This window comes from Facivitalis istanbulensis (assembly GCF_040560405.1).
GTDB lineage: Bacteria > Pseudomonadota > Alphaproteobacteria > Sphingomonadales > Sphingomonadaceae > Sphingomonas > Sphingomonas istanbulensis.
This window is the reverse complement of the sequence record NZ_JAVSCQ010000003.1, coordinates 213,727-234,370: the sequence shown is the minus strand read 5'-3', so window position 1 is coordinate 234,370 and position 20,644 is coordinate 213,727. Positions and strand designations below refer to the sequence as shown.

Here is a 20,644-nt window from a genome sequence, read left to right as displayed (position 1 = left end):
AGCAATCCCCTATTCGACCGACACGCTGCGCGAAGACGCGTCATTTCCCGGGGATCGTGGTGAAGGATGGCGATATAGGTGCGCGGGCGCCCGGTGTCAAACCGCGCGCCCGAAACGCGGCCCGAAACGCGGGAGGCGAACCTTTCGCGCGACCAAGGGGGGTTGCATCCCATCGCCCCACAAGGCACGGCTGCGTGGTTGGGTCGGTGACCCGAACGGCCGATGAAGAACGTTGTTACCACGAGGATTGCATTTCATGACATCGTCCGGGCCGCGTCGCGTCGCGCGCCTTCTCGCCCTGACGCCGGCCCCGGTCCTCGCGCCGGCCCTGGCCCTGGCTTTCCTGCCGCTGACCGCGATGCCCGCCGCCGCTCAGGAGAATGACAGCGCGAACCGGCCGAATGCGCTCGACGGATTCAGCCTGAGCCCGCGCGCCATCACGCCGCAGCCGACGCCGACCCCCGCCCCCACGCCGCCCGCCCCGCGCCTGGTCCTGCCGAGCCATACGAGCGGCGCGCAGGCCGAGGAACCGCGCGCCGCGCCCGCGCATCCCGCCCCGGAGCGGACACCCGCCGCTCGCCCTGTACAGCGCCCCGCACCGACTCCGACGCCCGCCCCCTCGCCGGTGCCGACGCCCGAGGCCAGCCCGACGCCGGAGCCGCCTGCGACCCGCCTGCCCGATCCCGAATCGCCGCTGGCCGATCGGTCGGAGGTCGGGCTGGACGGCATGACCATCGCCAATGGCCAGGCACCGGCGATGGTCGCGCCCGGCACCACCGCGCCGGAAGCGGGCGATGCGGCCGATGGCGAGCGCGGCCTTGCCTTCTGGCCGCTGCTGGTCGGCACCGGCCTCGCCTCGCTCGCGATCGGGGTTCTTCTGGGTCGCCGTACCCGTCGCGCGCCGCCGCCACCCGGCGGCACACCGCAGGCCGAGCCCGTGCCGCCGACGCCGGCCGCTCGCCCGGCCGCGCCGCCGGTCCCCGACACTCCGGCGCAACCCGCCGCCCCCGCCCTGCCGCCAATCCCCCCCGCCCCCAACTTCCTGGAGGTCGAGGCGCGACCGTTGCGCGTCGGGCTCAACATGCTCACCGCGACGATCGAGGCGGAGATCACCGTCCGCAACACCGGCGCGACTCCGATCGGCCGGGTCGCGGTCGATCTGCGGCTGCTCAGCGCCCATGCCGGGCTCGATCCGCAACTGGTCGAGATCGCGCACCAGCCCCAGGGTCGCCCGATCGTCCCGCCCTTCGCGCTCGCCCCCGGCGAAAGCCGCACGCTGCGCGGCGTCAGCGCCCTGCCGCGGGAGGCGATCCATGTGATCGACGCCGCCGGCCGACCGATGTTCGTGCCGATCCTGGCGGCCGCCGCGCACACCGACTGGGGGGTGGCGCGCTGCACCTACGCCGTCGGCCTGGAACGCGCCGACTCGCCCAAGCTGTCGCCGATCTGGCTCGATCAACCCGGCAAGATGTACGACCAGGTCGCCGCCCGTCCGCACAAGATGAAGGCGTAGGAGCTTTCCCGTCCCGCAACAGAACGCACAGCCGACGGATTGCGCTCCGGCACGCCGTCCCCCACATAGATCGGTAATACACTGTCAACGGGGACAAGAGTGGCCGATCCATATCAGACGCTGGGCGTAGGTCGCACGGCCAGCGAAGCGGATATCAAGAAAGCCTATCGCAAGCTGGCGAAGGAACTGCATCCCGACCGCAACAAGGACAATCCCAAGGCCTCCGAAAAGTTCAGCCAGGTCACCAATGCCTATGACCTGCTGAACGACAAGGAAAAGCGGGCCCGTTTCGACCGGGGCGAGATCGATGGCGACGGCAATCCCACATCGCCCTTCGGCTATGGCGGCGGCGCGGGGCCACGCCCCGGCGCGGGCGGCGGCGGCTTTCGCCAGCAGTTCGACTTTGGCGGCGAAGGGGCCGACATGTCGGATATCTTCGAGGGGATGTTCGGCGGCGCGGGGCGCGGCGGCTTCAACGGCGGCTTTGGCGGGTTCGGCGGCGGACGGCGCGCCGCGCAAAAGGGCGCCAACCTCGCCTATGCGCTGAAAGTCCCCTTTACCGACGCCGCAACGCTCAGTCCGCAACGGGTGACATTGGGCGACGGCAAGACGATCGACCTGAAGCTCCCCGCCGGGGTCGAGAGCGGAACCCAGATGCGCCTGGGCGGCAAGGGCGAACCCGGCCCCGGCGGCGCGGGCGATGCGATCGTGACGATCGAGGTCGGCCCGCACGCCTTTTTCACGCGCGACGGCGACGATGTCCGGCTCGACCTGCCAATCAGCCTGACCGAGGCGGTCCTGGGTGGCAAGGTGAAGGTTCCGACCGTCGAACGGCCCGTGATGCTGACCGTGCCCAAGGGCACGACCTCGGGCAGGACGCTGCGCCTGAAGGGCAAGGGCTTCCACCGGAAGGAAGGCGGACGTGGCGACCAGCTGATCACGCTGGTGATCGACATCCCCGCCGATGATGCAGCCTTGCAACGCTTCGCGGCGGAATGGACGGACGAGAGGAACCCGAGGGCCGCGCTGGGCGTCTGATCGTTCCATGAACGATATCGTCGGTGCCGCCTCCCCCGAAGATGGCGGGCATCACCTTGAGCATGCCCGTGAACGGCTGGACCGGCAGATCGCCAAGGTCCGGCCGGGGTCCCATGCCTTCGAGGTATTGAAGCGCACCGTGGTCGGCGTGTTCAACGACGGGTTCATCCATGCGGGCAATCTGGCCTATCTGGCATTGATGACGGTCTTCCCGTTCTTCATCACCACCGCCGCGCTGCTGTCGCTGTTCGGCCAGAGCGACGAGACGCAGCGGGCCGTGGAGAGCTTTCTCCTCGTCCTGCCCCCTGATGTCAGCGGCCTGTTGCGCAAGCCGATCGCCGATGTGCTGGCGGCGCGCACCGGATCACTGCTGTGGCTCGGCGGACTGGTTGGCCTATGGACCGTGGGCGGGTTCATCGAGACGATCCGCGACATCTTCTACCGCGCCTATGGCGTGAAAGCGACGTCTCCGTTCTGGAAATCACGCCTGTCCTCGACCTTGGTCATCATCGCCTCGGTCGTGATCGCGCTTCTGTCCTTCCTGGTCGCGGGTATCCTGACCGCGGCGGAACAGTTCATCTATCGGCTCGTCCCCTTTGCGCAGGACGTGGCGGGCTGGGTGGGCCTCTCCCGGTTCATTCCGGGCGTCGTGATGTTCGGCGCGCTCTACATGCTGTTCTATTCGGTCACCCCCTCCGCCTATCGCGACAGCGACTGCCGGAAATGGCCGGGCGCGCTGTTCACCGCCGTCTGGTGGGTCAGCATGACCGCGCTCCTGCCGCTCGCGCTGTCCCAACTGGGCGGATACGACCTCACTTATGGCAGTCTGGCGGGGGTCGTGGTGATGCTGCTGTTTTTCTACCTGATCGGCCTCGGCCTTGTTTTCGGCGCACATTTGAACGCGGCACTGGCGGAACCCCCCGAACCGGCGCTAGAGAGGGCGATTGAAGACAGTGAACCGGCAGGAGCGGTAACAGCGTGAACGGATTGATGGCAGGCAAGCGGGGGCTCATCATGGGCCTGGCCAATGACAAGTCGCTGGCCTGGGGCATCGCCAAGCAGCTTTCGGAGGCGGGCGCGGAGCTCGCCTTTTCGTATCAGGGCGCGGCGATGGAAAAGCGGGTGCGCCCGCTGGCCGAACAGCTCGGCGTGGCGCGTCTGTTCGACTGCGACGTGTCCGAGATGGATTCGCTGGATGCGCTGTTCGAAGGGCTGAAGGCCGAGTGGCCGACGATCGATTTCGTCGTTCACGCCATCGGCTTTTCCGACAAGTCGCAGCTGCGCGGGCGCTATTACGATACCACGCTCGACAATTTCCTGATGACGATGAACATCTCGGCCTATTCGCTGGTCGCGGTGGCCAAACGCGCCCGCGAGATGATGCCCGAGGGCGGATCGATCCTGACGCTGACCTATTATGGCGCGGAAAAGGTCATCCCGCATTACAACGTCATGGGCGTGGCGAAGGCGGCGCTGGAAACCAGCGTGAAGTATCTCGCGGTCGACCTCGGCCCGGAAAAGATTCGCATCAACGCGATCTCGGCGGGCCCGATCCAGACGCTGGCGGCGCGCGGCATCGGCGACTTCAACTATATCCTCAAGTGGAACGAGCTGAACTCGCCGCTGCGCCGCACGGTGACGATCGAGGATGTCGGCGGCGCCGGCCTGTATCTGCTGTCCGACCTGGCATCGGGCGTGACCGGCGAGATCCATCATGTCGATGCCGGATATAATGTCATCGGCATGAAGGCCGAGGACGCACCGGACATCGCGCTGGCGTAGGGACGACACTCCTCCTCCCCTGCAAGGGGAGGAGGACCAGCGAAGCTGGTGGAGGGGGTGTCACGGCTTGCAGGTGCAGCCCGCCCTCTCCGACCGCGACACCCCTCCGTCATGCCTTCGGCCTGACGCCTCCCCTTGCAGGGGAGGAATAGGGGCCACCATATTATCTATCGCGTTTCGCGCCGCCGGATCGCTAAAGACGAAACCATGTCCGACCAGCATCCCGCCGCCATCACCATCCGCCCCGCGCGTGGCGAGGACGTCGCCGCACTCGACGCCCTGCTCGTCGCCAGCTTCCCCGCGCCAGCCGAGGCCGCCCTCGTCCGCGACCTGTGCATGGAGGGCGACGTGGTCCTGATGCTGGTCGCGATCGACGACGAGACCAGCACCCTGATCGGCGCGATCGCGTTCAGCCGCATGGCGGTCGAGATCGGTGGCAAGCCCATCAACGCGGTCGCGCTCGCCCCGATCGCCGTCGCACGCGAATGGCGGCGACAGGGCGTCGGCGAGGCGCTGGTCGCCGCCGGGATCGAACGGCTGGAACAGGAAGGCATCGTCCTCTGCTTCGCGCTTGGCGATCCCGCCTTTTACGGCCGCTTCGGCTTTGCCGCCGATGTGGCGAGCGGCTTCGACAGCCCCTATGCGGGCGAATATTTCCTCGCGGTGCCGTTGCAGGGCGGCCTGATCCCCTGCGGTGTGCGCGGCGCCGCCACACATGCGCCGGCCTTTGCCCGGCTGGGAGACGCAGCGTGAGCTTCAACAGTTTCGGTCGCCTGTTCCGCTTCACCACCTGGGGCGAGAGCCATGGTCCCGCGCTGGGCGCGGTGGTCGACGGGTGCCCGCCCGGCCTCGCGCTGTCGGAAGAGGATATCCAGCCCTGGCTCGACAAGCGCCGCCCGGGGACCAGCCGCTTCACCACGCAGCGGCGCGAACCCGATCAGGTCCGCATCCTGTCCGGCGTGTTCGAGGGCAAGACCACCGGCACCCCGATCAGCCTGATGATCGAGAATATCGACCAGCGGTCCAAGGACTATTCCAACGTCGCGCTCGCCTATCGTCCCGGCCATGCCGACTATGCCTATGACGCCAAATATGGCTTTCGCGACTATCGCGGCGGCGGGCGGTCCTCGGCGCGCGAGACGGCGGCGCGGGTCGCCGCGGGCGCGGTCGCGCGCGCGGTGATCCCGCAGGTCCGCATCCGCGCCTGGGTCGAGGCGATCGGCGGCGACCGGATCGATTACGCCGCATTCGACGATGCGCAGATCGACGCGAACCCGTTTTTCTGCCCCGACGCCGCGGCGGCCGGGCGCTGGGAAGCCATTGTCGACGCCGCGCGCAAATCGGGCTCCTCGGTCGGCGCGGTCGTCGCGTGCGAGGCAACCGGCGTGCCCGCCGGCTGGGGCGCGCCGCTCTATGCCAAGCTGGACAGCGAACTCGCCTCGGCCTGCATGAGCATCAATGCGGTCAAGGGCTTCGAGATCGGCGAGGGCTTCGCCGCCGCCGCGCTGACCGGCGAGCAGAATGCCGACCCCATGCGGGCGGGCAATGGCGGCCCCCGATTCCTGGCCAATCATGCGGGCGGAATCGCGGGCGGAATCGCCACCGGGCAGCCCGTCACGATGCGCGTCGCCTTCAAGCCGACCAGCTCGATCCTGACGCCCATCGACACCATCACCCGCACCGGCGAGGAGACGCAGATCGCGACCAAGGGACGTCACGATCCCTGTGTCGGCATTCGCGGCGTGCCCGTGGTCGAAGCGATGGTCGCGCTGGTATTAGCCGATCAGGCGTTGCTTCATCGCGGCCAATGCGGCTGAACGAAGGAACGTCCCCATCTCCTGCCTCGTTGATCCCGCGAGAATAAAGCAGGAGAGAATCAATGCGTTACATGCATGTGATCGCCGCCGGCGCGCTCTTGATCCCCGCCGCCGCACTGGCGCAGGTGTCGGGCGGAACCCCGGGTGGAGTGGCGGTCCAGACCACGTCACAAGGCCAGACCACGGGCCAGACCACGGGCCAGAACACGGGCCAGCCGGATGATACCTCGAGCACCATCGGTGGCGAGAACAACCGCTCGACAACCCGGTCCAGCCGGACGCGAACGCCCGGCAGTTCCGTGAGCACGCCATCGACGACGCCCGGCACCACGACCAGCGATCCGGCGACGAATGCTCCGGTGGGCAGTGGTTCGACGGATAGCGGGACCACCGGCGGAACCACCACGCCCCCAGGCAGCAACGGCGGGATGCGCTGACCCCTTCGGGTATAGTCACTACGGGAAAAGGCCCGGTCGCTACCGCGATCGGGCCTTTTCATTGGGAAGGGCGGCTATCGTGCCGATCCTGGCATCGGCCGGATCGCAAACACGCCGGTCATCCGGCCCTCGTCCTGGCATATCGAAAAGAACCAAGGCCCCGGCGCCCGCCGGAGCCCTCCCCCGTCAATCCGCGAATGGATCGCGGACCAGGATCGTATCCTCGCGCTCAGGACTGGTCGACACCAGCGCGACCGGGCAGCGGATCAGTTCCTCGATGCGCCGGATATATTTGATCGCCTGCGCCGGAAGATCGGCCCAGCTCCGCGCGCCCGCGGTCGATTCCTGCCAGCCTTCCATCGTCTCATAGACGGGGACGACCCTGGCCTGATCGGCGGCGTGGGTGGGATAATAATCCAGCGTCTGGTCGCCCAGCGTATAGCCGACGCAGATCTTCACCTCGCCAAACCCGTCGAGCACGTCGATCTTGGTCAGGGCGATGCCGGTGATCCCGCCGACCGCCGCCGACTGGCGCACCAGCACCGAGTCGAACCAGCCGCAGCGCCGCTTGCGCCCGGTGACGGTGCCGAACTCATGGCCCCGCTCGCCCAGACGCTGGCCGGTTTCGTCCTCCAGCTCGGTCGGGAACGGGCCGGACCCGACGCGGGTTGTGTACGCCTTGGCGATGCCCAGCACGAAGCCGACGCCCGACGGCCCCAGCCCCGAACCGCCCGCCGCCGCACCCGCGATGGTGTTGGACGAGGTGACGAACGGATAGGTACCGTGATCGATGTCGAGCAGCACGCCCTGCGCGCCCTCGAACAGGATACGCTTGCCGCCGGTCCGCGCTTCGTTGAGGTCGCGCCAGACGGGCTTGGCGAAGGGCAGGACGAACGCCGCAATCTCGCGCAGATCGGCCAGCAGCCGCTCGCGATCAACCGGCGGTTCGCCGAACCCGGCGCGCAGCGCATCGTGATGGGCGCACAGCCGGTCGAGTTGCGGCCCCAGATCGTCGAGATGCGCCAGATCGCACACCCGGATCGCGCGGCGGCCGACCTTGTCCTCATAGGCCGGGCCGATGCCGCGCCGCGTCGTGCCGATCTTGCCCGCGCCGCTCGCATCCTCGCGCAGGCCGTCGAGGTCGCGGTGGATCGGCAGGATCAGCGGGCAATTGTCGGCGATGCGCAGCGTTTCGGGGCTAGCGTGCACGCCCTGATCGCCCAGCCGCTCGATCTCGGCCTTCAGCGCCCAGGGGTCGAGGACGACGCCGTTGCCGATGACGCTGGGGGTGCCGCGCACGATGCCCGAGGGGAGCAGCGACAGCTTGTAGACATTTTCGCCGACGACCAGCGTATGGCCCGCATTATGCCCGCCCTGGAAGCGCACGACCATGTCGGCGCGCTCGGCCAGCCAGTCGACGATCTTGCCCTTGCCTTCGTCGCCCCATTGCGCGCCGATGACTGCTACATTCGCCATGGATGCAAATCTCCGCCTGCCCGACGGACCCCATGCGCCCTTCGACAGGACTCGGCGCGAGGGGGGTTTCCAATGATGTGCGGGGCGCGCCTAGCGGGACGCGCCCCCTGCTGTCAACCGGCGATGGGCCGGGGTTCGCCCGTGTCGAGGATATGGGTGCAGAGCTGTGCCTCGGGCGTGTCGCCCGCCTCCAGCGCCTGCACCGTCACCCAGCCCTGCGCGCGCAAGGCCGCGCCGGTTGCGGCGTCGGTGCCGAAGGGCAGGAACAGCCGCCGCCGCTCGGCCTGCGGGGCGGTGGCGACGATGGCATCGGCATAGAGCGAGAAGCCGGTCGCCTTCTCCTCCGCGCCATTCTCGTGGAAGATGGTATAGGTGCCGCCGCGACCCACTTCGCGCGGCGGTCCCGCGACGAACAGCGAGAAGCCCAGCCAGCTCTGGAATTCGAAGCCATGCCGCTCGGTCGGGTCGAGGGTCATCGCCACGCCCTGCCCCAGCGCGGCGGCAATCGCCTCCAGCGCGTCGAGACGGCTGGCGAGCGCGCCCTGCGTGTCAAAGGCCCGCAGCCGCTCGATCGCCGTGCCGAAAGGCCCGGCCGCCTCGATCAGCGGCAGATAGTCGGGGGCGATCGCCGCGACCCCGCCCGCATCCTTGGCATCCAGCCGGTCGCGCAACGTCGCCACCTGCCCGGCCGCGACCGGCAACGGCCCGGCGGCGAGCAGATCGACCAGATCGGGTAGCGTGAAGTCGATCGAAATCCCGGTCGTCCCCGCCGCGACCAGTGCCTCGACCGCGACCCGCACCACCTCGGTCGCCGCCGCCGTCGAATCCAGCCCGATCAGTTCCGCCCCGATCTGCCGCCACTCGCGCGCGGGCGCGAGTTCGGAACCGCGCAGGCGGACGACCGTGCCCGCATAGGATAGCCGCACCGGGCGCGGATGGTGCCCCATGCGGGTCGCCGCGATCCGCGCCACCTGCGCGGTCAGGTCGGGCCGGATGGCGAGCGTACGCTGCGACACCGGGTCGACGAAGCGCACCGCGTCGTGCAAGCCGCCCGCCTTCAGTCGCGAGCCCAGCGCCTCGGCGAATTCGATCGAGGGCGGATCGGCGCGCTCATAGCCATGCAGCCGCGCCGCCTCCAGCACCCGCGCCTCGACCGACGCGGCGGCATCGGCATAGGGGGGAAGACGGTCGTGATAGCCTTCGGGAAGGAGCGCGGTCATCGGGCCAGCCTGTTCATCGGCGTGAGCGCCACGCCGTCGGGGTTGTTCATCACATCCGCTCGGGAAAGCGGATCGCCGCACTGCCCCGGCTTATGGGCCAGGCGCTGCGGTGGACGCCCGGGTGATTGGTCGCTCCGCGGATCGCCGTCAACCTCTATGACCGGCGGCAGGGGCTGCGTGATACGGGCAGCGATCAGGAGCCGTTCCGGCCTGGAGGGGACGTTTCGCTCGCCCCGATCGTCACCCGGCATCGGCATGGATGCGATCCAAATGGACTCGCCATGGTCCTTTACGGCGTCGGCTCCCCCGCCATCGCGAAGGAGCCCGCCACGCCCTCTCCCCGACCGGGGAGAGGGATTTCGCCTGCTTCAATCGATCAGAACACGAGGCCCATCGCGGTCTTCACGCCCGGCAGCGCCTTGACCTGAGCCAGCAGGTCCGCATCCACCGCTTCGTCGACCGAGAGCAGCAGCACCGCCTCGCCGCCCGCCGAGCGACGGCCGAGGTGGAAGGTGCCGATGTTCACGCCCGCCTCGCCCAGCGTGGTGCCCAGGCGACCGATAAAGCCCGGCGCGTCCTCGTTGACGACATAGAGCATCGGACCGGCCAGATCGGCCTCGACCTTGATGCCGAACAGTTCGACCAGACGCGGGGCCTGGTCGCCGAACAGCGTGCCCGCCACCGAACGCTCGCCGTCCGCCGTCGTCACCGTCACGCGGACCAGCGTGTGATAGTCGCCCTCGCGATCATGGCGCACTTCGCGCACGTCGAGGCCACGTTCCTTGGCGAGGAACGGCGCGTTGACCATGTTCACCGTGTCCGAATGGACGCGCATGAAGCCCGCCAGCACGGCCCCCGTGATCGGCTTCAGGTTGAGCGCGGCGGCGGCGCCCTCCGCCTCTATCGCGATGCCGGTGACGGCACCGTGCGCCAGCTGCCCGACCAGCGAGCCCAGCTTCTCGGCCAGCGCCATATACGGCTTGAGCTTGGGGGCTTCCTCGGCGGTCAGGCTCGGCATGTTGAGAGCGTTGGTGACACCGCCCGAGACCAGATAGTCGGCAAGCTGCTCGGCGACCTGGATCGCGACATTGACCTGCGCTTCCGTCGTCGACGCACCGAGGTGGGGCGTCGAGATGAAGTTCGACGTGCCGAACAGCGGGCTTTCCTTGGCCGGTTCGACCTTGAACACGTCGAGCGCCGCACCGCCGATATGGCCCGAATCGAGGCCTGCCTTCAGCGCCTCCTCATCGATCAGGCCGCCGCGCGCGCAGTTGATGATCCGCACGCCCTTCTTGGTCTTGGCGAGAGCCTCGGCCGACAGGATGTTGCGGGTCTGGTCGGTCAACGGCGTATGCAGCGTGATGAAGTCGGCGCGGGCGAGCAGTTCGTCCAGCGTCACCTTCTCCACGCCCATTTCCAGCGCGCGCTCGGGCGTCAGGAACGGATCGAAGGCGATGACCTTCATCTTCAGGCCCAGCGCGCGGTCGGCGACGATCGACCCGATATTGCCCGCACCGATCAGGCCCAGCGTCTTGGACGTCAGCTCGACGCCCATGAAGCGGTTCTTCTCCCACTTGCCGGCCTGGGTCGACGCATCGGCCTCGGGCAGCTGGCGGGCGAGCGCGAACATCAGCGCGATGGCGTGTTCGGCGGTGGTGATCGAGTTGCCGAACGGCGTGTTCATCACCACCACGCCCTTGGCGCTGGCGGCGGGGATGTCGACGTTATCGACACCGATCCCGGCGCGGCCGACGACCTTCAAATTGGTCGCATGCTCCAGGATCTCCTTGGTCACCTTGGTCGAGCTGCGGATCGCCAGCCCGTCATACTGGCCGATGATCGCCTTCAGCTCTTCGGGCGTCTTGCCGGTGATTTCGTCCACCTCGACCCCGCGCTCGCGGAAGATCTGGGCGGCCTTGGGGTCCATTTTGTCGCTGATAAGAACTTTGGGCATGATTCACCTCGTCACCCCAGCCAGCGCCGGGGTTGTGGAACAGGGAAAGTCCCCGGCACGAGGCCGGGGTGGATTGGCAAGAAGGTCAGGCCGCCTTGGCGGTAGCGTAGGCCCAGTCGAGCCAGGGGCCGAGCGCCTCCACATCCGCCGTCTCGACGGTGGCGCCGCACCAGATGCGCAGGCCAGCCGGCGCGTCGCGATAGCCCGCCACGTCATAGGCCGCGCCTTCGGCTTCGAGCAGCGCGGCCATCTTCTTGATGAGCGCTTCGTCCGCACCCTCGACCGTCAGGCAGACGCTGGTGGTCGAACGGGTCGCCGGATCGGCCGCCAGATGGCCCAGCCAGTCGCGCGCCTCGACGATGGCGTTCAGCGCCGCCGCATTGGCGTCCGACCGCGCGACCAGCGCGTCCGCACCACCCAGATTCTTGCCCCATTCGAGCGCGAAGATCGCATCCTCGACCGCGAGCATCGACGGGGTGTTGATCGTCTCGCCCTTGAACACGCCCTCGGCGAGCTTGCCCTTGGCGATCAGACGGAACACCTTGGGCAGCGGCCAGGCGGGGGTGTAGGTTTCGAGACGCTCGACCGCGCGCGGACCGAGGATCAGGACGCCATGCGCGCCCTCGCCGCCCAGCACCTTCTGCCACGAGAAGGTCGCGACATCGATCTTGTCCCAGGGCAGGTCATAGGCGAACACCGCGCTGGTCGCGTCGGCGAAGGACAGGCCCTGACGGTCATCGGCGATCCAGTCGCCGTTCGGCACGCGCACGCCGCTGGTGGTGCCGTTCCAGGTGAAGAGCACATCGTGTCCCCAGTCGACCGCATTCAGATCGGCGATCTGGCCGTAATCGGCGCGCAGCACGGTCGGGTCGAGCTTCAGCTGCTTGACCGCATCGGTCACCCAGCCCTCGCCGAAGCTTTCCCAGGCCAGCGTGGTGACGGGCCGCGCGCCGAGCATGGTCCACATCGCCATCTCGAACGCGCCGGTGTCGGAGCCGGGGACGATGCCGATGCGGTGGGTGTCGGGGAGCTTGAGCAGCTCGCGCATCAGGTCGATGCAATATTGCAGCCGCTGCTTGCCCAGCTTCGAGCGATGCGAACGGCCGAGGCTGTCCGTCGCGAGCTTGGCCGCTTCCCAGCCGGGAGGCTTGGCGCAGGGACCGCTGGAAAAATAGGGGCGCGCCGGTTTGGTGGCGGGCTTCGCAGGCGCAAGAGTGGCGTCGGCGGCAGTCAAATCAGTCATTTAAGACTCTCCTCACAGAGAGCACGCGCGGCGTTGGGACCGCGTGGCCCGTCGACGGCTCTAGCGGCAACGCGCGCCGTGTCAATCGCGGAAAATGGCTCCGTTGCGCCAGCCTCGACGGTGGTTTGGCATGGGTGGGATCGAGGCCCGCGAGGATTACCCATCCCTGTCAGCATGTTGGCCCCATCGACGCCCCGTCATCGGTCGCGACGAGCGTGAAACGCGTCAATCCGGCAAAATCCGGGCGCATATCGCACGGACGCCTCCTCATGCCCCGTTCACCCGCGATCGCTACAGACAAAGGCGGGGCGGCGTCGGAGAAGAAAAAAAGCCATGGTTCGCACGTCCCTCGTCCTGCTGCTCCCGCTTCTTGGAGCGACGCTGCTGTCCGCCTGCGGCCGGGCCGACCGACCGACGCCACAGGCCCCGCATCCCCAGCCCTATCGCCCGCCCATCCGCGAGACCGCGCAGTGCGAGGCCGATCTGCGGCGTGAGGGCGTGAGCTTCCGTGCGCTGCCCGACCAGAATTTCGGGCCCGGCTGCGGCCTGTACGGCACGGTGCAGTTGACCGATATCGGCGTGCCGGTCACCGGGATCACCGCGATGCGATGCGGCAATGCGCGCGCCTTCGCCGGGTGGATCCGCAACGCCGTCGCCCCCGCCGCGTGGCAGATCCTGGGCGCACGGCTGGTCAAGGTCGAGGGGATGGGCACCTATGCCTGCCGCAATGTCGTGGGCAGCGCGCGGATGGGCGACCGGCGATCGGGCCATGCGCTGGCCAACGCGGTGGATGTGGGCGGTTTCCTATTGCAGGATGGACGACGAATCACGCTGCTGAACGACTGGACCTCGCCCGATCCGCGCGTGCGAGAATTCTGGACGACCATCCGCGCCTCCGCCTGTCGCCGGTTCGGTACGGTTTTGAGCCCCGATTACAATGCCGTGCACCGCAATCACCTGCATCTCGAAGACGATAGCGCCCATCTTTGCCGGTAGCGCCGGGCGGGTCGATATCCTACATCCCTATAAATGACTGATACCCGCGTACCGAACCGCGTCTTCCCCAATGCCAGCCAGGATGCCGCGAGCGCCAAGACGATCGTCTCGACGCCGCAGACCGAAAGCCCGGCCTATAAGCTGGCCTTTCAGGACATGGACTTCCTGTTGCGCGAAGACCTCCGCCCCGTGCGATTCCAGCTGGAATTGCTCAAGGCGCAATTGCTGCTGGAAGAGGCCAAGATCGGCTCGACCTTCGTCTTCTACGGCTCGGCGCGGATCCCGGAGCCCGCCAAGGCCAAGGCGCTGCTCGACCTGGCGCATGACGAAAAGTCGCGCCGCATCGCCGAGAATCTGGTCGCCAAGAGCAAATATTACGAGATCGCGCGCGAACTGGCGCAGATCACCAGCCGCCTGCCGCGCGACGATCGCGGGATGCGGCAATTCGTCGTCTGCTCGGGCGGCGGCCCGTCGATCATGGAAGCCGCCAATCGCGGCGCGCATGATGTCGGCGCGGAGTCGGTCGGGCTGAATATCGTCCTGCCGCATGAGCAGGCGCCCAACCCCTACGTCACCCCGTCGCTGTCGCTGCAATTCCACTATTTCGCGCTGCGCAAGATGCACTTCCTGCTGCACGCGCGCGCACTGGCGGCCTTCCCGGGCGGATTCGGCACGTTCGATGAACTGTTCGAACTGCTGACCCTGATCCAGACGGGCAAGATCCAGCCCATTCCCGTGCTGCTGTTCGGCCGCGAATTCTGGGAACGCGTCGTCAATTTCGAGGCGCTGGTGGACGAGGGCGTGGTGTCCGAGCGCGATCTGGGCATCTTCACCTATGTCGAAACCGCCGAAGAGGCGTGGGACGTGGTGCGCCGCTTCTATGAAGAGCGCGCCCGGCTGGACGCCGAGCGAGGCTAAGGCCTTCGCCCGCAGGATGGGGGCTCGCGCGGGGGCGGTTCAAGCCGTTCCCCGACCCCCGCCGGGGACCAAGCGGTCCTTCTACCGCCGCATTTCCCCTGCGATCAGCCATACCAGATCGGCGGCAGGCATCGCCCTGGCGAGTGGTGCTCCCTGCCCCGCCCACTGCGCGCCGAAGCCATGCTCGCCCCGCGCCCTGGCCGCCGCGTTCAGCGCCTTGCCCGCATCATAGGCGACGGGATAATCGGGCACCCGTGCCGTGATCGCCTCGCCCAGGGCGGTGAAGCGATTGGGCAGGCACCGGGCCGGACGTCCCGATATCACGCGGGTCATCACCGTATGCGCCGCGCCCTCGCCCATCAGCGCGGCGCGATAGGCCGCATCCGCCGCGCTCTCGGGACAGGCGATGAAGGCCGTTCCCAGTTGCGCCGCCACGGCACCCAGCGACAGCGCCGCCGATACGCCCGCGCCGTCCATGATCCCGCCCGCCGCGATCACCGGCCGGCCGCTCCGCACCGCCAGCAACCGGGTCAGCGCGAGCGTACCCAGCCGATCGTCGGGCGTGTCGGGATCGAAGACGCCGCGATGCCCGCCCGCCTCATAGCCCTGCGCCACCAGCATATCGATCCCCGCGCGGACTGCCGCCTGCGCCTCGGCCAGCGAGGTCACGCTCGCCAGCAAGAGGCACCCCGCCGCCTTCAGCGCGGCGATGCGCGCCGCATCCGGCAGGCCGAAATGGAAACTGACCACCGCCGGGCGTGCCGCGATCAGCATCGCCAGCATCGCGTCATCCCCGGCAAAGCTGGGATAGATGGCGCGCAGTTCGCGGGGCGGTTCGGCACCCTTCGCGGCAAAGGCGGGGCGCAGCGCGGCGCACCAGTCCGCCTCCACCACGGGATCGCGACGCGGCGGCGCATGGACGAAGAGATTGACGTTGAACGGCCGGTCGGTCCGGGTCCGGGTCTCGGCGATCATTGCGGATGCGGCGGCGGTGTCGCTCGCCCCCAGCGCGATCGCGCCAAGCCCACCCGCCTTGCCGATCTCGGCCGCCATGGCGGGCGTCGACACCCCGGCCATCGGTGCCTGCAACAGGGGGAGCGTAAGCCCCAGCCGGTCGAACGACAGATTCACCCGCAATGCCCCCGCTTCAGCCCATGGCCCCGCCGCCGCGCCTCAACGCGGTGCCTTGGCGCCTTTGATCGCGGCCTGCGGATCGACCGACGGCGCGCCCTTGGCGGGGGTGCCGGTATTGGCGATCGCGCCGGTGTCGCCGCGCGGATCCTCCTCCACCTTCATCACCGCCGCGTCCGCGCCATTGGCCGGCCCTGCCGCCGCGGCCGGTTCCTTGGCGGTGGGGGCGGCGGGCAGCGGCAGGTTCGATCCCTGCTGGTTGAGGTACAGGATCACATTCGCGCGGTCCTGCGGATTGGACAGCCCGGCAAAAGTCATCTTGGTGCCGGGGGCGAATTTGCGCGGCGACGTCAGCCACGCGTTCATCTTGTCCCAGTCCCATTTGCCGCCCACGGCCTTCAACGCCTCCGAAAAGGCGAAGCCCGCCTTGCCCTGTGCAATCGCCTCTCCCAAGGTCGCATAGAGATTGGGACCGATGCCGTTCGCGCCACCCTGGTTGATCGTGTGGCAGGCAGCGCATTTCTTGAACACTTCCGCGCCCTTGCCCGCATCGGCGGTGGGCAGAAGCGACGCGATCGGAACCTCGGCGGCGGCACCGCCCGTGCTCTCGGCCTCCACACCCTCGATCGCATAGCCCATTTTTTCCGGCCGTTCCTCGTGGAAGATCATGCCGCTGACGATCGAAAGGCCCAGGGCCACGCCTGCCGCGCCAAGCACCCATCCCGCGATCGTATTGGTCTTTAGGTCCATAGCGTTCCGCTGCCCCGCCAATATCTCTCCTGGATGCGGACCTTAGGTGGCGCTTTCCATGACGGCAAGTTCTGCTTCGGTCGAATGCGGGGCCACGTCTTGATCGGTCGCGCCCGCGCCTTTACGCGCCGTTGGCATGGAGAATTACGCCGCCCCCGCCCGCCCGATCGTCGAGGCGATGACGCAAGCCGCGCTGGCCGAGCCGCAGCGCGCGGTCGCTTACCAGGGCGCGCCCGGCGCCAACAGCCATGTCGCGGCGACCGAGGTCTTTCCCGACGGCCTGCCGCTGCCCTGTTTCGACTTTACCGACGCGCTGGAGGCGGTGAAGACCGGCAAGGCCGATCGCGCGATCATCCCGATCGAAAATTCGCTGCACGGCCGGGTCGCCGACATCCATTTCCTGCTGCCCGAATCCGGCCTCGCGATCATCGGCGAGCATTTCCTGCGCATCCGCCATGCCCTGATGGCGCTCGGCGGCCGCGACGAGCTGACCGAGGCGATGAGCCATCCCCAGGCTTTGGGCCAGTGCCGCCACTGGTTGCGCGCGCACGGCATCCGCCCGATCGCCTATGCCGATACGGCGGGCGCGGCGGCGCGGGTGGCCGAACTGGGCGACGCCCATGTCGCCGCGCTCGCCCCGGCGCGGGCGGCCGAACTATACGGCCTCAACCTGCTGAGCGAGGACGTGTCGGACGGCGACCACAACATGACCCGCTTCGTCGTGCTGGCGCGCGGCGGACAGCCGCCGGTGGGCGAAGGCCCCTGGATGACCAGCCTGATCTTCGAGGTGAAGAACATCCCCGCCGCGCTCTACAAGGCGATGGGCGGTTTCGCGACAAACGGCGTCAACATGACCAAGCTGGAAAGCTATCAGCGCGGCGGCAGCTTCGCGGCGACTGAGTTCTATTGCGACGTGGTCGGCAAGCCGGGGGACGCCGCGTTCGACCGGGCGATCGAGGAACTGGGCTTCCACAGCAAATGGGTGCGAATGCTGGGCACGTACAAACAGGCGCGCCAGCGGGGATGACGCGGCATCGTCCTTCCCCGCAAGGGAGCAAGGACGTCATTTGCCCCTCACCCCTTCGCCCATTCCTCCAGCAAGCTGTGCGCGATCGCATAGGAGGGCGGCACGGCGAAGCGCGACACATCACCCGCCAGCGCGGCCCGCACCTCCTCGCGCGAGACCCAGATGGCGTCCTCCAGCTCGGTCCGGTCGATGGTCAGCCGGTCGTCCAGCGCGGTCGCGATGCAGGCGATCATGAGGGACGACGGGAAGGGCCAGGGCTGGCTTGCGACATAGCGGACATTCTCCACCCGCACGCCGGCTTCCTCGAACAGCTCGCGCGCGACCGCTTCCTCGATCGACTCGCCGGGTTCCAGGAAACCCGCCAGCGCCGAATACCGCCCCGGCGGAAAGGCGGGCTGGCGGCCGAGCAAGGCGCGGCCGCCATGCTCGGCGATCATGATGACCACGGGATCGACACGCGGGAAATGCTCGGCGGTGCACGACGGACAACGCCGTCCCCATCCCGCGCGGCACGGATGCGTCTCCACGCCGCAGCGCGCGCAGAAGCGATGCCGCGCATGCCAGTCGACCACCGAACGCGCCGCCGCATAGGTCGCCGCCTCGCCCGTCTCCAGCATGTGGAGCGCCGCGATCATCTCGAACGACCGGCCGCTCGCGGGCTCCGTCACCAGCCGTGCGAAATGCGGCACGCCCTGCTCGATCCCGAGCAGGACATGATCCTCGACCGCGTCCGCCGGATCGATCGCGGTCCAGGCCAGCCGCCCGTCCGCCATGTCCGGCGCATAACCGTGGAGCACCAGCCGCCGCGCCGCCGGATCGGCCAGCGCGGCGGTGAAGCCCGCGTCATCGTGACGCAGCGGATCGGCGCGATCGAGCCGCCCGCCGGTAAAGCCGATATCGCTCACCGACGCGCCGCGCGAAAATCCTGATAAAGCGCGGCGGACAGGTCGCGGCGCAGCGGCCAGTGGTCGGCGGGGAAATAATTGACCATCATCGTGCCCCGCAGCCCATGGGTCGGATCGACATAGGTGATCGTCCCGGCCGCGCCGCCCCAGCCATAGGTACCCTTGCCCGGGCCGCCCGGCGTGTCGGCCAGCGTCACCGAACCGCCAGCGCCATAGCCGGTCGGCACCTCGTCGCTGCTGCCGCCGGTCGCGCCCGACACTTTGCCGTAACTGACGCCGGCGGGCAGCAGGTTGGACATGGCCAGCTTTACCGTCTCGGTCTTCATCACGCGGACGCCGTCCACCTCGCCGCCATTCTGCAGCATCTGGAGGAAGCGATCATAATCCCGCGCCGACATGACCAGCCCCGCGCCGCCATAGGGGAAGCTGGGCTGCTGGAGGAAGACCGAGGTGGCCGCCGGATCGACCGGCACCATCCGGCCATCGAGGAAGGTGTAGTTGGTCACCAGCCGGTTCGCGGCCGAGGCGGGAACCTGCCAATAGCTCGACGTCATCTTGAGCGGGGTGAACAGCCGCGTCTGGACGAAGCGTTCGAATGGCATGCCCGACACCTTCTCGACCACCGCCGCCATCACGTCCAGGCCGATGGAATAGCTCCATTTGGTGCCCGGCTCGGCGATCAGCGGCACGGTGGCGACGCGCTCGGCGAATTGCTGGAGATCGGCAGGGCGGGTCGGACGCACCGCCGCCTCGACCTGCGCATTGACGGCGAAGGGCACGATGCCCCGGCTCTCATATTCCTTCAGCAACGGCCCCTTGGTCACGATGCTGTATCCAAGCCCGGCCGTGTGGGTCAGCAGGTTGCGGATCGTGATCGGCCGGGTCGCGGGGCGGCTCTCCAGCGAGGTCTCCGGATCGGTCAGCACCCGCATCTGCTTATAGGCGGGATAGATGTCCGACAGCGGCTCGTCGAGCGACAGCTTGCCGTCCTCGATCAGGATCATCGCGGCCATGGCGGTGATCGGCTTGGTCATCGAATAGACGCGCCACAGCGTGTCCGGGCCAGCGGCCGGCGCGTCGGGCTCCAGCCGGGTCCGGCCCGCCGAAACGAAGATGGGCGGCTTGCCCGGCGCGCCGATCGCGGCGACGACGCCAGGCACCTTGCCCTCGCGGACATAGGTGTCGAACAGCGCCTGGGTGACGGGCAACGCCGTGGCCGGGGCCGTGGCTGGGGCCTGCGCCGTCTGCGCGGCCAGCAAGGTCCGGGCCTGTGGCTGGATCTGCGGCCGGTGCGCAACCTGCGCCACGGCGGAGGCACTCAGAAGGGCGAGCATGGCCCCGCCCGTCAACGTCATACGTCGAATCATCATCCTCAGACCCTTTTCAAACGATCGGCCGCCCGCGCGAACACTGTGGGCAGACCAGCGGTTTCCAGATCGGCGACGGGCCACCACTCGCCCGCCGCCGAATCATCGGGTTCGCCCTCGCTCTTCGCGAGCGCCAGTTCCAGTCCGAAATGCGTGAAGCCATGGACGACCGTATCGTTCAGGATCACCCAGGGCCCCTGCCCCGGCGCCCCGGCCAGTCCGGGCCGCTCATCCTCCCAAGGGCCGGTGGGCAACGCCCGCATCCCGCCCAGCATCCCTTTGGCCGGGCGCCGCACCAGCCAGACCTGCCCCTCCTGCTCGATCCAGAACGCGGTGCCATGGCGACTGGGGCGTTCCTTGCGGGGGGCCTTGGCGGGCAGGGTATCGGCGATGCCCTCGACGCGGGCCCGGCAATCCACGGCCAGCGGGCAGAGCAGGCATTGCGGCTTCTTCACCGTGCAGATGGCCGAGCCCAGGTCCATCATCGCCTGTGCGAAATCCCCCGCCCGCGCCTGGGGCGTAATCCGGTCGGTCGCCGCGCGAATGGCGGGACGCGCGGCGGGCAGCGGAGTCGCGATCGCGAACAACCGCGCCACGACGCGCTCGACATTGGCGTCCACCACCACCGCCCGTTCGCCGAACGCGATCGCCGCGACCGCCGCCGCCGTATAGGCCCCCAGCCCCGGCAGGGCACGCAGGCCCGCCTCCGTCGCGGGGAATTGCCCGCCATGCTCGGCCACCACCGCGCGCGCGGCCTTCACCAGATTGCGCGCGCGGGCATAATAGCCCAGGCCGGCCCAGGCGGCCATGATGGCCTCGTCCGGCGCCGCCGCCAGGCTGGCGATGTCGGGCCAGCGTTCGACCCAGGCGGTAAAGCGCGGCCCCACCGCCGCCACCGTCGTCTGTTGCAGCATCACCTCGGACAGCCAGACGCGATACGGATCGGGCATCTCCCCCGGCCGGGCGCGCCATGGCAGATCGCGGGCATGCCGGTCGTACCAGGCGAGCAGCCGGGCGGCCGGCCCGTCCGTCGAGTCGGGCGATGATGAATGCTTGGCGTCCACCGGCCC

19 protein-coding genes are annotated in these 20,644 nt (G+C 68.6%); 10 read left to right on the top strand and 9 right to left on the bottom strand.

Annotated features, from left to right (window positions below):
• The first annotated feature begins 256 nt into the window (after positions 1-256).
• From RN629_RS03795 to RN629_RS03765, 7 genes are all read left to right on the top strand, one after another.
• Positions 257-1,513 carry a hypothetical protein gene (locus RN629_RS03795; RefSeq protein ID WP_407033930.1) on the top strand — a complete coding sequence of 419 codons (1,257 nt, stop codon included), beginning with the start codon at positions 257-259 and terminating at the stop codon, positions 1,511-1,513.
• A 99-nt stretch (positions 1,514-1,612) separates the two neighbouring features.
• On the top strand, positions 1,613-2,551 hold the full coding sequence (locus RN629_RS03790; RefSeq protein ID WP_407033929.1) for a DnaJ C-terminal domain-containing protein: 939 nt from the start codon (positions 1,613-1,615) through the stop codon (positions 2,549-2,551).
• Positions 2,552-2,558: 7 nt separating this feature from the next.
• The gene (locus RN629_RS03785; RefSeq protein WP_407033928.1) at positions 2,559-3,533 is read left to right on the top strand and encodes a YihY/virulence factor BrkB family protein; all 975 of its coding nucleotides are present in this window, start codon (positions 2,559-2,561) and stop codon (positions 3,531-3,533) included.
• 8 nt (positions 3,534-3,541) lie between these two features.
• Positions 3,542-4,333: an enoyl-ACP reductase FabI gene (fabI, locus tag RN629_RS03780; protein ID WP_407033946.1), complete on the top strand. Its 792-nt coding sequence runs from the start codon at positions 3,542-3,544 to the stop codon at positions 4,331-4,333.
• A gap of 207 nt (positions 4,334-4,540) precedes the next feature.
• Entirely contained in the window at positions 4,541-5,086 is a 546-nt protein-coding gene (locus RN629_RS03775; RefSeq protein WP_407033927.1) for a GNAT family N-acetyltransferase, read from the top strand.
• Entirely contained in the window at positions 5,083-6,150 is a 1,068-nt protein-coding gene (gene aroC / locus RN629_RS03770) for a chorismate synthase (RefSeq protein WP_407033926.1), read from the top strand. Before RN629_RS03775 ends, aroC begins: the two co-directional genes overlap by 4 nt.
• A 62-nt stretch (positions 6,151-6,212) precedes the next feature.
• Positions 6,213-6,587, top strand: a complete 375-nt coding sequence (locus RN629_RS03765; RefSeq protein WP_407033925.1) for a hypothetical protein — start codon at positions 6,213-6,215, stop codon at positions 6,585-6,587.
• Positions 6,588-6,773: 186 nt separating this feature from the next.
• On the opposite strand, the gene RN629_RS03760 is transcribed toward RN629_RS03765, so the two are convergent.
• The 4 genes from RN629_RS03760 to RN629_RS03745 all read right to left on the bottom strand — a co-directional run bounded on the left by RN629_RS03760 (position 6,774) and on the right by RN629_RS03745 (position 12,480).
• Entirely contained in the window at positions 6,774-8,063 is a 1,290-nt protein-coding gene (locus RN629_RS03760; RefSeq protein WP_407033924.1) for an adenylosuccinate synthase, read from the bottom strand.
• A 113-nt stretch (positions 8,064-8,176) separates the two neighbouring features.
• Positions 8,177-9,283 (bottom strand): ATP phosphoribosyltransferase regulatory subunit, encoded by a 1,107-nt coding sequence (locus RN629_RS03755; RefSeq protein WP_407033923.1) that lies wholly within the window; start codon positions 9,281-9,283, stop codon positions 8,177-8,179.
• Positions 9,284-9,659: 376 nt separating this feature from the next.
• Positions 9,660-11,237 (bottom strand): phosphoglycerate dehydrogenase, encoded by a 1,578-nt coding sequence (gene serA, locus RN629_RS03750; RefSeq protein WP_407033922.1) that lies wholly within the window; start codon positions 11,235-11,237, stop codon positions 9,660-9,662.
• A gap of 85 nt (positions 11,238-11,322) precedes the next feature.
• The gene (locus tag RN629_RS03745) at positions 11,323-12,480 is read right to left on the bottom strand and encodes a phosphoserine transaminase (RefSeq protein ID WP_407033921.1); all 1,158 of its coding nucleotides are present in this window, start codon (positions 12,478-12,480) and stop codon (positions 11,323-11,325) included.
• Positions 12,481-12,813: 333 nt separating this feature from the next.
• On the opposite strand from RN629_RS03745, the gene RN629_RS03740 reads away from it, so the two are divergent.
• Together RN629_RS03740 and RN629_RS03735 are read left to right on the top strand one after the other, a co-directional pair.
• Positions 12,814-13,476: an extensin family protein gene (locus RN629_RS03740; RefSeq protein WP_407033920.1), complete on the top strand. Its 663-nt coding sequence runs from the start codon at positions 12,814-12,816 to the stop codon at positions 13,474-13,476.
• Between the two features lie 33 nt (positions 13,477-13,509).
• The gene (locus RN629_RS03735) at positions 13,510-14,394 is read left to right on the top strand and encodes an LOG family protein (protein ID WP_407033919.1); all 885 of its coding nucleotides are present in this window, start codon (positions 13,510-13,512) and stop codon (positions 14,392-14,394) included.
• 81 nt (positions 14,395-14,475) lie between these two features.
• On the opposite strand, the gene RN629_RS03730 is transcribed toward RN629_RS03735, so the two are convergent.
• Together RN629_RS03730 and RN629_RS03725 are read right to left on the bottom strand one after the other, a co-directional pair.
• The gene (locus tag RN629_RS03730) at positions 14,476-15,525 is read right to left on the bottom strand and encodes an NAD(P)H-dependent flavin oxidoreductase (protein ID WP_407033918.1); all 1,050 of its coding nucleotides are present in this window, start codon (positions 15,523-15,525) and stop codon (positions 14,476-14,478) included.
• A 42-nt stretch (positions 15,526-15,567) separates the two neighbouring features.
• Positions 15,568-16,275, bottom strand: a complete 708-nt coding sequence (locus RN629_RS03725; protein WP_407033917.1) for a c-type cytochrome — start codon at positions 16,273-16,275, stop codon at positions 15,568-15,570.
• A gap of 136 nt (positions 16,276-16,411) precedes the next feature.
• Here RN629_RS03725 and RN629_RS03720 point away from each other — a divergent pair, with 136 nt between their 5' ends.
• Positions 16,412-17,302, top strand: coding sequence for a prephenate dehydratase (locus tag RN629_RS03720; protein ID WP_407033916.1), 891 nt, complete (start codon positions 16,412-16,414; stop codon positions 17,300-17,302).
• Between the two features lie 47 nt (positions 17,303-17,349).
• Here RN629_RS03720 and nudC read toward each other — a convergent pair whose 3' ends face one another.
• From nudC to RN629_RS03705, 3 genes are read right to left on the bottom strand one after another with little or no spacing between them, the layout of a single operon-like run.
• Complete coding sequence (nudC, locus tag RN629_RS03715) at positions 17,350-18,207, bottom strand: NAD(+) diphosphatase (protein ID WP_407033915.1); 858 nt, start codon at positions 18,205-18,207, stop codon at positions 17,350-17,352.
• Positions 18,204-19,577 (bottom strand): serine hydrolase domain-containing protein, encoded by a 1,374-nt coding sequence (locus RN629_RS03710; protein WP_407033914.1) that lies wholly within the window; start codon positions 19,575-19,577, stop codon positions 18,204-18,206. The genes nudC and RN629_RS03710 overlap by 4 nt, the downstream gene beginning before the upstream one ends.
• 2 nt (positions 19,578-19,579) lie before the next feature.
• Positions 19,580-20,638: an A/G-specific adenine glycosylase gene (locus RN629_RS03705; protein ID WP_407033913.1), complete on the bottom strand. Its 1,059-nt coding sequence runs from the start codon at positions 20,636-20,638 to the stop codon at positions 19,580-19,582.
• Between the last annotated feature and the right edge of the window lie 6 nt (positions 20,639-20,644).